Below are 14,507 nucleotides of genomic sequence, written 5' to 3'. Positions count from 1 at the left end.
TTTAAAAAAGTAAACCTTTAAATTTTTGTCACAGTTATCTTCTTGGCCGTGACTTTATTTATAACGACAGTTGGAAGGAAAAGTTATGATAGAGTCAAAGGCGTACTTACCGGTTTCGATGCAAGGAGAAAATGCGATGGATGTTGAAAGTCAGCTTATTCAATTGGTGGAGAGTGCAAAAGCGGGCGATAAAAAAGCATTTTCTGTTTTGGTAGAGCGGCTATCTGGCGTGGTGAGTAGCATTGCATTGGCAATCACCAAAGATGTTGCACACAGTGAAGATGTCAGTCAAAAGGTGTTTATTAAGGCATGGCACAAGCTGGGAGAGCTAAAAAGTAACGCCAGTATTTTACCTTGGATAAGGCAGTTAACGCGCTATACAGCCATTAACCACCTTCGCGATCAGGGGGCGGTATCACATAAACAGGTGAGTTCAGCACAGGCCGAACGGGTTCTGCAACAATTAGTAGATGGTGCAAGCGAGTTAGATGATATGCTGATTAAAAAACAGCAATCAGCGCTGCTGTATCACTTTTTAGATAAATTGCCTGATGACAGCAAAGAGGCGGTTTTACTCTATTATCGAGAAGGTCAAAGTACAGCGCATGTGAGTGCCTTACTAGGGGTCAGTGAAAGTGCACTGAGAAAGCGTTTGGAGCGTGTGCGCACGCAACTCAAAAGCCAAATGATGGCGAACTATGGCAAGCTGATTTTAGCGACCGCACCGGTTGGGCTGTCATCGCTGGTTTTATCCCTTGCAGTCACTTCCTCCCCAGTGGCTGCTGCGACGCTCGGTGCTGCGACACAATCTCAAGCCTCATGGTTATGGAAACTAGCGAGTATTTTCGGCGGTGCGGTGGCTGGTGGGGCGATGGCTTTGCTAGCTAATGATATCAGTGCCAAAAGAGCGCTTAAACATTTTGATGACTCTGAAGTGGTGGCCAAATTACATCGCGCTCGTAGGCTAACCAATGCATGGATAGTTGTCAGTGCGCTGCTGATGGTATTGGCTTATCAATTTAGTGCCGGTTGGCTATTCCCCACCTTAAGCTATGTATTTTTATTGATTGGGGTGACTCGGTTTACTGTGATCATGGCTGTGGCAAATAAGCAGCGGATCATTCAACAAGCGCAAGGTGATGAGCTCGCATACAAACAACTCTCAAAGCAAAATAAATTTGGCATGTTAGGTTGGGGATTTGGCGTCATCGGCGGCACGGCTGGATTACTCTGGGGGTTTGAGTTAAGTGGTCGCTTTGCACAATGGATATGATGCTGTGAGCGAGCCTGTTTGAGCATTATTTATAAAAACCGCTTTATTAATAAAGCGGTTTTTATTTTTAAGCATGCCGTTCGGCTTGGATTAAATTTATTTTAGTTGAGGTGTTGATTAACTTTTAGGAAGACTTGAGTTGGTAGCCTTAAATAACTATTAGTCATTATGTTTATACTTTTCAATGAGCTCGATTTATTTTCATGTACAATTCGTATTCATGCACATCCGCTACTTAATTAAAGGCCATCATAATGATTTTAGATTTTAAGGAATTATCTCCAAATCATATTTACCATACATTGACCCAAACTGTGGTGCCTAGACCGATCGCATGGGTATTATCAAAAACAGCAAAAGGCACGCTGAATTTAGCGCCTTTCTCATATTTTACCGCGATTAGTTCTGATCCTGCCATTTTGATGTATGCAGTAGGGCAAAAGCCTACGGGTGAATACAAAGATTCAGTGGTGAATGTCGAGGCGACACAGGAGTTGGTGATCCATATTGCGGACAGTTCGTTGGCACATGAGGTAACACAATCGGCAGCCTCTTTACCCAATGATGAATCAGAGCTCGATTTACTCGATTTGGCGGTGTGTGATTTTCCTGGTTCCACTTTGCCTCGTATTGAAAAAGCAAAGGTTGCCTTTGCGTGTAAGTTACACAAAGTGGTTGAAATGGGTGAATTACCGATGAAGCTCGTTTTTGTTGAAGTCACTCATGCTTATATCGGTGATGAAATTGTACAACTGGATGACAAAGGACGTAGTAAAGTCGATGCGTTAAAGCTAGATCCATTAGCGCGACTTGGCGGCGCCGAATTTGCAAGTTTAGGTGAGGTGTTTAAATCTGCACGGCCAAAGTAGCCGTGCAGCGTTAAAAGTCATAGACCACTTTGGGCCTATTCAAAGACTATTGAAAGTTAACTGTCACTTCTGGTGAGCAAATATCGCCTGCTTGACACAGTTTGTAGGTGTAGCTTGTCGCTTCTGCGTCACGCGTGAAGTCACGGAACTTACCTGTGTTGTTTACTGTGTTAACTAACTGACCATCACGGTAAATGGAAACTTGATCCGCAGTAGAACCACTCCAGCGTAATTCAACACGAATTGAGCCTAAACGCGTTTTGTTCGCTCTCACCACTTCAAGAAGTGGCTTATCAGCACTCACTGAGATAGTTTGTGTGCTAGCGTGCGTGTGACCTTGGCTGTCAGTGACTGTGAGTGTCACCTCATACTCGCCTGAAGCAGCAAAAGTGTGTAGTGGATTTTGTTGGTTGCTGGTATTGCCATCACCAAAGTCCCACGCTCTGCTAACTATGTCATCGTTGACATCAGTACTGGTGTCAGTAAACGTGACATCTAAGCCGTCACGTACAAAGTCGAAACCTGCAACAGGAGGCTGTTCAGAGATCTCACCAATACCCGTCAGAGTAAGAGACCAGTTGTTGAGTGTGCCAGTATCAACCGCAGCGTTATCAACTACTTTTAATGTCCAATCACCTGCAGCAACTTCACCGTTAAAGGCGCCTGATGCAAAGCTGCCTACGATATTGTCTGCGCTACCACCGGCACGGTTGTGTAAAGTCGCCACGGTACCAGTTGGTGACGTAAGGGTAACAAGTAAATCACCGATATAGGTATGGCTAATATTTAAAGCCGTACTAGAGCCAAAAATAGTAATTGGGTCAACAATCGTGATCTTAGATTCCACACCTTCAGCAGCGTTATCAGGAATATCCACACTGGTTGTATTGTCATAGGTGAAGTCACGCATGCCTTGCGGCAGTACTGTCAGCGCAACTTGCTTCTGTTGGCTAAGCTGGCCTGATGTCGCGTTTACAGTGAAGTTATATGCGCCCCATTGTGTTTCTGCTGTGGTAGGCACACTTAGTACAGCTGTCTCACCTGGTGTAACCGTTGCGGTTGATAAGGTAACGCCATTCAAATCACCAGCTGCTGTCAACGCTATTTCACCTTGCCAATTCGCAACTGAAGTGAAAGTCAATTGGTACTGAGCGGTTTCACCTGCTGTGATCTCTTGTGCAACAGGTGATGCTATCACTCTAAAGCCAGGCTCTGGATCTGCGTCAATGAGTGCTTGATGTACATCAAGACGTTTACCTGACACCGTTTTTCCTTCCAGTGCAGGGATTGGCTTACCTGAATTCATAAGTAGGTTTTTAAGCTCAATGGTGGTCAAGCTAGGGTTTACAGCAAGCGCTAAGGCTGCAGCACCCGCAACGTGTGGCGTTGCCATTGATGTGCCTGAGAAAGACGAGTAGCTGCCGCCTGGGACTGTTGACAATACATCACTGCCTGGCGCGCCTAAATCGACAGAAGTTAGACCCCACTGCGAGAACGAAGACATGCTGTCAGTGTGTGTCGTCGACGCGACAGCTAAAACGCTATCATGGTCATAGCTTGCAGGGTAGCTTGGTGACACATCATTGTCTCTGGCACCGTTACCAGCCGCCGCAACGAATAAGATACCGGCCTGATCACTCGCTGTCATTGAGTCATATAATGCTTGGCTAAAGCCACCACCGCCCCAACTGTTGTTTAGTACACTGACGTTGTGGCCCGCATTTTTCAAACCGACCATATAATCGATACATTTGATGGCATCTGCGGTTGAGCCACTACCGGATGAATTAAGGAATTTACAGCCGACAATGGAGACCTCATGGTTAACACCAACAACCCCAGTTGCATTGTTGCCAGATGCGCCAATCGTTCCAGATACGTGTGTACCATGCCCTTGGTCATCCATTGGGTCGCCGCTATCAGTAATGGCATTGATACCATATACATCGTCAACATAACCATTACCATCATTATCTACGCCATCCCCTGCGATTTCGCCTGGGTTTACCCACATGTTTGCGCTTAGATCAGGGTGAGTGTAATCCACACCAGTATCAATCACTCCAACGATGACGTCACGAGAACCGACACTAATATCCCAAGCTTCAGGTGCATTAATATCTGCATCGTTAGTACCGCCTGTTTGGCCTGTGTTATGTAAGCCCCAAAGTTGATCAAAAAGGCTATCATCTGGGATAGCCATTGCTTTGACTATGTAGTTTGGTTCCACGTAAGCAACAGCAGGGTGATCTTCAAGTAATTTTATGGCTTCTTTTGGTGAAACTGTACTTAGGTCAAACTTTGCTAAACGACCTTTCAAGATATTTTTGTAATTATCATCTTTGCCATCAGCATTGCTATCTGAGATACGTGCTTTAACAAGTTGACGAGCCTGCGCACGCATTGCAACACTTGCATTGTCTTTAAACACAACAAGGACACTATCATCAATAGTTTGAGATGTTGATTGAATTTGCACTGCGGCGTGAGATGTAAAAGCAAGCAATGGCGTGAGCGCCAGCGTTAAAGCTGTAAGTTTAGTTTTCATCATTCTTCCAATTTTAGTTGTTCTAAGTTGTAAGAAGTGGTGCGGATTAGCACGACTACTTTTTTGTTAGGACTTCTATCTATAAGAACTGATGACGGCATCGTTTTTGGCAACGACTCTCAACTTAGTATAGAGATTGTGAGCACATCAAATTGAAATTAGTTCAATGGTCAAATTTCATGTTTTTTTGTGGTATTTGAGAGGTGTTTTAGATGGCGGTTCATACTTTTTTGGTATTTTTTAATGTGGGGGCTTTAAAAATTTGAGTTTTTTTTACTCATACTTTTTTTGTATTTTAGCGTGCGTAATCACATTGTATGTAATGTCTTATGGGTAAGTTTATGATAATTATGAATTAAATTATTCAATAAAATTTCTCATTTATCTTCTTTACATACCAATTTAGAGTGAATACGTGACTCACTTTAAAGTCTATCGGGTTGGATAAAAACACATACTGAAATAGATCAACAAAGTGACAAACTAATAATTAAAGAACTTCAAAATAAGAACAGGACGCATCGTGATTTATTCTCAATATTTTTGTGATAGTGAATAAATCAATTTTATTTAGCAGTACCACTATTGTGGATTGACTTTAATTTAATTTGATCATTCTTTGTCTCGGCAACGACAAGATTTGACGTAGTTAACTTGAGTTAAAGTGGCGCGATAAAGGTACTAACCCCAAATTAAAAATACTAAAACACTAAGGAGAAAAGTGTGAAGTTTTCTAAATCATTAATTAGTTGTGCGCTTGCTTTGGCATTTACCCAATCGGTTGCTGCGCAAACGATAGAAGAGACGAATAAAACACAAGCTACCTCTACTTTAAGCCAACTTGAAAGAGGTACAACAACAGGTAACTCGCTGACAGTGACACAAAATGCGTCTGTCGGTGGTAATACACTCGTGAGCTTTCAAGAAGGTACAAGTAACCTTGCGAATGTCACAACAACTGGCAGCTTCAATGAGACGACTACGAACCAAACAGGCACCAGCCATGCGATTTTGGTGACCACAACGGGTGATAGCAACATTCAAAGTTACGCGCAAGAAGGCGACTCGCACGGTGCTGAAGCCGTGATCACAGGTAACAGTAACCAGCTTGCAGTAGCACAAAGTGGTCAAGGCTACTTAGGTATTAATAACGAAGTTGAGAATGTCATCAACGGTGATGAAAATGATGTGCGTGTATCACAGAGCACGGGCGGTCACTGGATGTACAATAAAAACATGCAAGGTAACCAAAATACGGTTACGAGCACACAGTCAGGCGAGTGGCATGAAGTCCACTTAAACAATGTAACAGGCGATCAGAACGCCTTTACGATTGACCAAATTGGCACGTTCAGTAAAGTTGAAGTCGAAGCAGTTGTTGGTAATGACAATGACATTGAAGTGACACAAGTTGGCGACGACCACCGCGTGTCTATTTTACAAATCAATGGCGATGATAATGATATTGAGCTTGAACTCAGTGAAGGTGATGACAATGCTGTTAATATCGCTGGTATCATCGGTAGCGATAATGACTTAAAAGTGGACCAAGAAGGCAGCAAAATTGAGTTTGACAGTGGCTTGTTTCAAGGCAGTGACAATGATGTCACCGTGACGCAAAAAGGTGATGAATCTTCAGCTGCGGTGGATATTCAAGGTAATGACAACACCGTGATCAGTATGCAACAAGCTTCAGCGCAAGCGCTGGGTTCAAATGCTTTGTATGTTGGCCTTGTGGGTGATAACAATGAAATTTCAACGACACAGTTAGGCGATACTAACGATGCACACATTGCCTTGTTTAATGGCGATGACAACGATGTGGATCTCGTACAAAACGGTAGCCAAAATGAGTTTTTATTGCAGTCGTCAGAGCCAGATCCAAGTATTGAGTCTAACAACAACGACATCACAGTAGTACAGTCTGATCTTGGTAATAGTGCAGCTGTTACTATGGGTTATGTGGTGGCAAGTTCAGATAATCAGCTTGATATTGCGCAAGCGGGTGAGCTGAACGTCATTGATTTATTACTTGAAGGCAGCAACAACTCTATTGACTTGGCACAAGATGGTAATAATAACTTTGTTGCAGGCATCGAGTCTGGCGGCTTTGTTGTCGCGGGTAATGACAATATCGTGTCTATCAGTCAAACGGGTAATGGTAACCTTGTTGAAGGTGGTGTGGCAGGTAATGCACAAACTTTGCGTATCACGCAAATTGGTGACAATAACGTCGCAACGATTACACAGCAGTAATTACAGGAGGGGGCTTTGCCCCCCTTATTACTATGAAGTACGCATTTTGTATTTTGATACTTTTGGGGCAAAGCTATCCCTCTTTTGCGAAGCCCTCTAAACACCATGAAGAAGTTGAATTAGGTGGTCTTGTTATGGACCAAAGCATTAGTCGCTTTGGTTATCAATTTTATTATGATTTCTCTCAACTCTGGCGAGAGGTGCCTAATACTTCTGGTGTCAATATAACCATAAAAGAAACTGTCCTGCCGCGCGCTGGTACGCGATTAGATGTGCGCATGAATCGTCATTTAGTTTACAGCACGGCGATGGGACGACGAGGCGGATCTCTAGATGAACGTGTTGAAGCGGCTTTATTTGCGGTCATGGATGCAATGGCCAGTGCGCAACATCAACAAAGATCCCCTGATTTAGCTGAAAGTGGATGGTAAAAATGAAAACAATAATATTAGCCTCTTTATCTTTTTTCACGTTGAGTGTGTCAGCAACTGAAATAGTTTATAAACCAATTAACCCGTCCTTTGGCGGTAATCCGCTCAATGCCAGTATGTTGCTTAACAAAGCCAATGCTCAAAATAAACATCGCGCGCCAATTATAGAAAAGTCATATGGTGAGCGTTTTCAAGAGTCATTAGAGCGCACTTATCTCAATCGTATGGTCAGAGAAATTTCTGATATGGCGTTTGGCGATGATGTTGAAGATAGCATTTTTAACGAAGACTCGACATTTACTAGCGGTGATTACGAAATACAGGTCATCACCAGCACTCCTGACTCGATCACCGTGCAGATCAAACACATTGATAATGGAGATACCACAATCATTGAAGTGCCGAGGTTTGGCTAATGTATAAAGTAGTGACAATGTTTTGTTTAGTTTTACTCAGTGGCTGTAGTAGTTTGGGAGCCGTTTTACCCCCAGCGCAAAGCTTGCCTAAGCCATTGGAAAAAAGCCATGAATTTGCCTCGTTAAAGGCTTTGCCGGAGCCGATTGGCAAAATTCCCGTTGCCGTTTATTCATTTCGCGACCAAACCGGTCAGTATAAACCAAAAGACAATGTGAGTTCATTCTCCACGGCGGTGACCCAAGGGGCAAACTCAATTTTGATGCAAGCGTTACATGAAACACAATGGTTTATTCCTGTGGAGCGTGAAGGCTTACAAAATCTATTAACTGAGCGCAAAATCACCCGGGCTGCGATGACAGATGAGCAAAAAAAAGCAGCGAGCTTGCCTCCTCTGACCATGGCGAAAATTATTTTTGAGGGCGGGATCATCAGTTATGACTCTAATGTGAAAACCGGCGGTTTAGGCATGGAGTATTTTGGGATTGGCGCGTCAGAACTTTATCGAGAAGATGTTATCTCCATTTATATGCGCGCGGTTGATGTGCGTACAGGGCAAGTACTGCTATCGGTGGCAACCACTAAAACCGTGCTGTCGATGGAAATGCGTGCTGGTTTTTTCCGTTATGTTAGTTATAAACGTTTAGCCGAAGCAGAAGCTGGGTTTAGTGAAAATGAACCAATGCACATCTGTGTTACCCAAGCAATCGAGAAAGCACTGACTATGATAGTTGAGCAAGGCATTGAACGCGGTGTATGGGCTGCAAAAGAACACATTGCAACCCAAAATACCAATTCTAATGACGCTGTGTCGATGCTGGTACAGAGTTAAGCGGAATGTGTTTTTGTGCCCAATTGGCTAACTCAATGCGGTTTCTTGAGTTAGTCTTTTTAAAGGCACTGTAAATATGCGTTTTTACGGTATGACTGCTGATGTTAAGTGAGTCTGCGATATCATCGTTTTTCGCGCCGCTCGCCAATAACTTGATAACTGACTTCTCTCTGGCGGTAAGCAGGTCTAATTCAGTGTCTTGAACGTCGAGTGAAGTAGAGCGAGGTATATTTGGGAGCTGCTGGATAAGTTCGTTAAATGCCTGTGAGATAGAGGTGCGACAAAACCACAGCTCACCATTTAGTACTCTTTGGATCCCTTTAAAAATATTTTCCGCAGAGGTACTTTGGTAAATGACGCCCTTGATGCGTGCCAGCAGTGCTGTCTGCTCGTTAACCAGATTGGCTTGTGCGTTAAATAGTAAAACATTTTGTTGTGATGCCAGTGCACTCACTTCTGCACTGAGTAAGTCTTGACATTCGCGATGGCTGATATCAACTAAATATAAGTCAAATTGATCACGTAATGTGTGGTCGGGTAAGCGTGTATCTATTTTTATTTGGCTACTAGTGGCTTCGAGTATTTTTACAAACCGGATGAATTCAAAATCTTGTGTATCGGTTTTGTTGTGAGTTAAAACAAATAGACTAACTTCCTTGTTGCTAGTTTCAATCGCTTTCATATTTTGAGACGACCTCTCGTTGTTCCCATTACTTTTAAATATACATATTTTTCACAATAAGTTTAGCTTTAATTTTCAATTTATTTTAATAGTATCACAAATTAATTATAAAGTATGGTTATACAAAAGTGTGAGGTAACGCAGTGTTTTTGACAGGATAACGAGTATAAAATGATAATAAGGTCGCTGAAAAACGACCTTTTGCGTCATTTGTTATTGTAAAATTTAATGGTATAACCCAGACCAAGCGCAAGTCTTATAGCCATTTTTCTCAAAGTAAAAGCGATAGCAATTGCTATCATAATTATAATTGCCAACATCAATGCGGTAACCACTGATATAAGTGTTATGTAACGACACAAAACGGCCGTTGTACAGCAAAGAGAAGTGTACATGTGGGCCGCTAGATTGACCGCCTTGGCAAAGTGCCATATTTCGGTTGTTGGCATAGCGTCCAAGCCAAGCACCTGCAGAGACATAATCACCTGAGCTGTATTGTAAATTATCCATGTGGTAATACTGAGTCGCGTATCCACTTGGATGCGTGACTCGGATATTACATGCTGAATAGCGAGTGACTCTTCCTTCGTGGGAAGCTTGCACCCAAGGGGTATTGGAGCCCCACCCACCAGACCCATTGTTAAAATCTAATGATGAATAAGGATAACCAGAGCCTGTATGTGAATGTGCTCCTCCACTGGTCCAGGTATAACCTGAAGGCCAAGGCAAATTCATTGAAAAGCCATTGCTGGGTATATTGCTCTTTGGTGTGAAGCGTGTTTCTTTGGGTGAGAATAAATCTTTTGACACTAACAATTTATATTGAGATGCAAATGATGCCAGTGCTTGTGGACTACCTAACAAGCTTGAAAGTGCAACTGTGGCCGCGTTACTTTTGATTGCACTGTGATGAGCTGCATGTTCCTCAAACGCATAGAAACGCTGGTTCAGTTGCAATGCCACATCTTTGAGCTGTTGTGAGAACCCGGTTTTTTCAGACCAATTTGCGAATGGTTTCAATAAAGATTTTTGACTTGGTGCACTGATGAGCTGACTTGCATGCTCCATGAGGGCGAGTAGTAGCTTGGGGTTGATGCTGGTGTATCCAGCCCAATGTAGCAGTGCGTCTTGGTGTTCAAGTAGATGCGGCGCTTCGCTGTAAAGAAAAGCGCTCCAGTCTTCATTTAATAATTCATTGGTAAAAATAAATTGTGTTTCATCTACTTGAATAAGTGGGTTTATGCTCAGTTGTTGTAATGTTTGTGGGTTAAAATTGAAGGGCGTGATATCAAGGTGCTGTCCCTCGGCATGGGCTGTTATGGAGGTGAATATGAGTGCAGGTAGTACTGCGGCCATTTTATTAATAGGTGATTTCATGTTGTATCCTCTTGATTGTTTTTTGTACTGCTTTTATGTGTATATCGAGAAGTAACAAAATTGTAAAATAAGAGCTTAAGCACTAAACAAGGGGGTTTGTATAATAAAAAGTACAAATAGAGAGGATAATGAAGAATGTCGCAATAATGGCATGACGCAATGGACAAACACCATCTGAAATAATGGTGTTTGCCAATAGGTAGATTACTGGTCTAATTGACCGGTTAGACGAAGGTACTTGTCTGCCAAGGTATCAAGGCTTTCCAAGTGATTTGGGTCTGGCTTAATGCAATCTATTGGACATACGCTGACACATGTGGGCTGATCATAGTGACCTACACACTCTGTACATTTATCAGGGTCAATTTCATAAACTTTACTGCCCATGTAAATTGCTTGGTTTGGACATTCAGGGTCGCACATATCACAGTTGATGCATTTGCTGGTAATGAGCAGCGCCATATTTATGCCTTTTTAAATGGATTGCGCGTGTCTTCGTCGGTGCCCAAATTACGCATTAAAATAGCATGGTCTAAGTTGATGTCTTCTGGCAATGGAATTTGTACTATATGTCCAGAGCCTTTGGCATCGGTGATGGTTTCACCTTTTTTGTTTTCCATATGCTCTAAGTTAAAAGCAATATTCCCTTGTGGGGTCATGAGCTCTAAGCTGTGCCCGGTACAGAATTTGTTTTTCACATCAATGTCGACCAAGCCATTATTGTTTCGGCCTAAGATTTCGCCGACAAATTGCTGCTTGTCAGAAATCGAGTGACCGTATTCATAGTTTTGATAATCCTGATGTGCATGACGTTTTAAGAAACCTTCGGTATAACCTCGGTGAGCAAGGTTTTCTAACGTGCGCATCAGGATAGGGTCAAACGGCTTACCTGCAACGGCATCATCAATCGCTTTGCGATACACTTGAGCTGTTCTGGCAACGTAATAAAATGATTTCGTTCTGCCTTCAATCTTTAAACTGTGTACGCCCATCTTGGTCAATTGATCCACGTATTGCACTGCGCGTAAATCTTTTGAATTCATGATGTAAGTGCCATGTTCATCTTCAAATGCAGGCATAAATTCACCTGGGCGGCCTTGCTCTTCTAACATGAACACCTGATCGGTTGGTTGACCTTCGCCAAGCGTTGGGATCACCGCTTTTGGGTCAACTTTATGTACGACATCGCCTAATTCGGTTTCTTGCCCTTGTTTGACATCATAGCTCCAGCGACAGGCATTGGTACAAGTCCCTTGGTTTGGATCGCGTTTGTTAATATAACCAGAGAGCAAACAGCGGCCAGAGTACGCCATACACAGCGCACCATGGACAAAAACCTCTAATTCTGTTTGTGGACACAAGGCACGAATTTCAGCGATTTCTTCAAGTGAGAGTTCTCGAGATAAGATAACACGTTCAATCCCTTGATTTGCCCAAAACTGTACAGAGGCATAATTTACAGCATTGGCTTGCACTGAGAGGTGAATGGGCATATCTGGCCATTTTTCACGAACCAACATGATTAACCCTGGATCTGACATGATCAATGCATCAGGTTTCATTGCTATGACAGGCTCTATATCTCTTAAATAGGTTTTTACCTTGCTATTGTGCGGTGCAATATTCGACACCACATAGAGCTTTTTATTTTGCTGGTGGGCTTCGTTTATGCCGATCTCAAGGTTCGCTAAATCAAATTCATTGTTGCGCACACGCAAACTGTATCTTGGCTGTCCGGCGTAAACGGCATCTGCGCCATACGCAAAAGCGTAACGCATATTCTTTAAACTGCCTGCCGGTGATAGTAGCTCTGGTACAAACATTTCTAGACCTCATACATTGAACTGGGTACAAGCCAGCTGCTGGGGGAATTAAAAAGCGGCGCAGTATAAGTGAGATTGGCAAGGGGGATTTTGACGTAGATCAGGTTTAATTCAGAGCAATACACAGTGTATTTTAACAAGGGTGTGGGCTTTTACGTCTAAAGCGCGTATAATTCGCGCCCGTAAATATCAACAATTATTATTGGAGCTAAAAAGATGGCTTTAGAGCGTACTTTTTCAATCGTTAAGCCTGATGCGGTAGCTAAAAACCACATCGGTGCAATCTACAACCGTTTCGAGTCTGCTGGTCTTAAGATCGTTGCTTCTAAAATGGTTCACCTTTCTCAAGAGAAAGCTGAAGGTTTCTACGCAGAGCACAAAGAGCGTCCTTTCTTCGGTGCACTAGTTGAGTTCATGACTTCTGGTCCAGTAATGGTTCAGGTTCTTGAAGGTGAAGACGCAGTTCGTAAGAACCGTGAAATCATGGGTGCTACTAACCCAGCAGAAGCACTAGCTGGTACTTTACGTGCTGACTACGCTGACAGCATCGACGAAAACGCGGTACACGGTTCAGACGCGACTGAATCAGCTGCTCGCGAAATCGCTTACTTCTTCAGCGATGAAGAAATCTGCCCACGTACTCGTTAATTTCGAGTTGAGCAGATGAAAAAGGGCTCTCGGGCCCTTTTTTAATCCCTTTAATACGTATTGATCGTTTTGAAAAGCAATTGGGATGTTTTTGAAAGCGATTACATCATTGCGATGCTTGATTGATTTTTGTACAATTGCGCGCTTTTATTTATGTTGTTCAATCCGTCACCTGAACTGAGGTTGTTTCATGGCCACGACTGAGAAAAAAATTAACCTATTAGATTTAAACCGCGAGGGGATGCGCGAGTTATTTGCTTCATTTGGCGAAAAGCCATTCCGCGCCGATCAGGTGATGAAGTGGATGTATCATTTTGGGGTCGATAACTTTGATGATATGAGCAATATCAATAAAAAGTTACGAGCTAAATTACAGAGCCAATGTGAAATCAAAGCACCTGAGATTTCTGTCAAGCAGGTCGCAAGTGATGGCACGATTAAGTACGCGATGATCCTAGAAGGTGGTCAAGAAGTTGAAACTGTTTGGATCCCAGAAAAAGACCGTGCCACTTTATGTGTATCATCTCAGGTTGGGTGTGCGCTTGAATGCACTTTCTGCTCAACTGCGCAGCAAGGCTTTAACCGTAATTTAAAGGTATCTGAAATCATCGGTCAGGTATGGCGTGTCGCAACAGACATTGGTCTGCATGATGGTGATAGCACTAAGCGACCCATTACTAACGTTGTAATGATGGGCATGGGTGAGCCACTGCTAAACATCAATAATGTTGTGCCTGCGATGGAATTAATGATGGATGACTGGGCGTTTGGCTTGTCTAAGCGTCGAGTTACTCTAAGTACATCTGGGGTAGTACCAGCACTCGATATTTTAAAAGAGAAAATTGATGTTGCTTTAGCGATTTCTCTTCATGCGCCGAATAATCCACTGCGCGACGAGTTAGTTCCAATCAACAAGAAATACCCGATTGAAGAGTTTTTAGCGGCATGTCGTCGTTATATCGATGGTTCAAAAGCAAACAAAGATGTCACTATTGAGTACGTGATGTTGCAAGGTGTGAATGACAGCACAGATCATGCACACGAGCTGGTGCAAGTATTGAAGGGTACACCGTCGAAAATTAACTTGATCCCATTCAACCCATTCCCGGGCAATGAATACGGCCGTTCGAGTAATAGCAGAATCGATCGCTTCTCTAAAGTGTTACAGGCTGCGGGCCTAACTTGTATTGTTCGACGCACACGCGGTGACGACATTGATGCTGCTTGCGGCCAATTAGTGGGTGATGTTGTTGATAGAACCAAACGTGTGGTGAGAAAGCAGCAAAACCAAGATAATTCGATAGCAGTAAAAGTAGGCTAAAAAATAGATGAAACACAGTGGCTTTCAGGTAAG

At 43.0% G+C, this 14,507-nt stretch carries 13 protein-coding genes; 8 read left to right on the top strand and 5 right to left on the bottom strand.

Annotated elements, in window-relative coordinates:
- Nucleotides 1–85: 85 nt before the first annotated feature.
- The gene (locus N477_RS02125; RefSeq protein ID WP_081216378.1) at nt 86–1,273 is read left to right on the top strand and encodes an RNA polymerase sigma factor; all 1,188 of its coding nucleotides are present in this window, start codon (nt 86–88) and stop codon (nt 1,271–1,273) included.
- Nucleotides 1,274–1,527: 254 nt separating this feature from the next.
- A complete protein-coding gene (locus N477_RS02120; protein ID WP_063360969.1) occupies nt 1,528–2,142 on the top strand; it encodes a flavin reductase family protein in 615 nt (204 codons plus the stop codon).
- Between the two features lie 46 nt (nt 2,143–2,188).
- Here the strand turns inward: N477_RS02120 and N477_RS02115 are convergent, their stop codons facing one another.
- The gene (locus N477_RS02115) at nt 2,189–4,690 is read right to left on the bottom strand and encodes a S8 family serine peptidase (protein WP_063360968.1); all 2,502 of its coding nucleotides are present in this window, start codon (nt 4,688–4,690) and stop codon (nt 2,189–2,191) included.
- 723 nt (nt 4,691–5,413) lie between these two features.
- Between N477_RS02115 and N477_RS02110 the strand changes: the two genes are divergently transcribed.
- The 4 genes from N477_RS02110 (at nt 5,414) to N477_RS02095 (ending at nt 8,623) form a co-directional block, all read left to right on the top strand.
- The gene (locus N477_RS02110) at nt 5,414–6,946 is read left to right on the top strand and encodes a curlin (RefSeq protein ID WP_063360967.1); all 1,533 of its coding nucleotides are present in this window, start codon (nt 5,414–5,416) and stop codon (nt 6,944–6,946) included.
- A 134-nt stretch (nt 6,947–7,080) separates the two neighbouring features.
- The gene (locus N477_RS02105; RefSeq protein WP_063361151.1) at nt 7,081–7,377 is read left to right on the top strand and encodes a CsgE family curli-type amyloid fiber assembly protein; all 297 of its coding nucleotides are present in this window, start codon (nt 7,081–7,083) and stop codon (nt 7,375–7,377) included.
- A gap of 2 nt (nt 7,378–7,379) precedes the next feature.
- Nucleotides 7,380–7,793: a curli assembly protein CsgF gene (locus N477_RS02100; RefSeq protein WP_419555229.1), complete on the top strand. Its 414-nt coding sequence runs from the start codon at nt 7,380–7,382 to the stop codon at nt 7,791–7,793.
- Nucleotides 7,793–8,623: a CsgG/HfaB family protein gene (locus N477_RS02095; protein WP_063360965.1), complete on the top strand. Its 831-nt coding sequence runs from the start codon at nt 7,793–7,795 to the stop codon at nt 8,621–8,623. The genes N477_RS02100 and N477_RS02095 overlap by 1 nt, the downstream gene beginning before the upstream one ends.
- Here N477_RS02095 and N477_RS02090 read toward each other — a convergent pair.
- The 4 genes from N477_RS02090 to yegQ all read right to left on the bottom strand — a co-directional run bounded on the left by N477_RS02090 (nt 8,589) and on the right by yegQ (nt 12,505).
- Nucleotides 8,589–9,305 (bottom strand): helix-turn-helix transcriptional regulator, encoded by a 717-nt coding sequence (locus N477_RS02090; protein ID WP_063360964.1) that lies wholly within the window; start codon nt 9,303–9,305, stop codon nt 8,589–8,591. The genes N477_RS02095 and N477_RS02090 overlap by 35 nt on opposite strands.
- Before the next feature lie 225 nt (nt 9,306–9,530).
- Nucleotides 9,531–10,682, bottom strand: a complete 1,152-nt coding sequence (locus tag N477_RS02085) for a M23 family metallopeptidase (protein WP_063360963.1) — start codon at nt 10,680–10,682, stop codon at nt 9,531–9,533.
- A gap of 204 nt (nt 10,683–10,886) precedes the next feature.
- Complete coding sequence (locus tag N477_RS02080; RefSeq protein ID WP_046356970.1) at nt 10,887–11,144, bottom strand: YfhL family 4Fe-4S dicluster ferredoxin; 258 nt, start codon at nt 11,142–11,144, stop codon at nt 10,887–10,889.
- Between the two features lie 2 nt (nt 11,145–11,146).
- Entirely contained in the window at nt 11,147–12,505 is a 1,359-nt protein-coding gene (gene yegQ, locus N477_RS02075; RefSeq protein WP_063360962.1) for a tRNA 5-hydroxyuridine modification protein YegQ, read from the bottom strand.
- Nucleotides 12,506–12,721: 216 nt separating this feature from the next.
- Between yegQ and ndk the strand changes: the two genes are divergently transcribed.
- Together ndk and N477_RS02065 are read left to right on the top strand one after the other, a co-directional pair.
- A complete protein-coding gene (ndk, locus tag N477_RS02070; RefSeq protein WP_023399882.1) occupies nt 12,722–13,153 on the top strand; it encodes a nucleoside-diphosphate kinase in 432 nt (143 codons plus the stop codon).
- A 190-nt stretch (nt 13,154–13,343) separates the two neighbouring features.
- Complete coding sequence (locus tag N477_RS02065; protein WP_039611840.1) at nt 13,344–14,474, top strand: bifunctional tRNA (adenosine(37)-C2)-methyltransferase TrmG/ribosomal RNA large subunit methyltransferase RlmN; 1,131 nt, start codon at nt 13,344–13,346, stop codon at nt 14,472–14,474.
- Nucleotides 14,475–14,507: the final 33 nt, after the last annotated feature.

The sequence above is a fragment of the Pseudoalteromonas luteoviolacea H33-S genome (genome assembly GCF_001625695.1).
Taxonomy (GTDB): domain Bacteria; phylum Pseudomonadota; class Gammaproteobacteria; order Enterobacterales; family Alteromonadaceae; genus Pseudoalteromonas; species Pseudoalteromonas luteoviolacea_B.
Note: the sequence above shows the minus strand (reverse complement) of the source record. Positions and strands in the feature narration are given on the sequence as shown.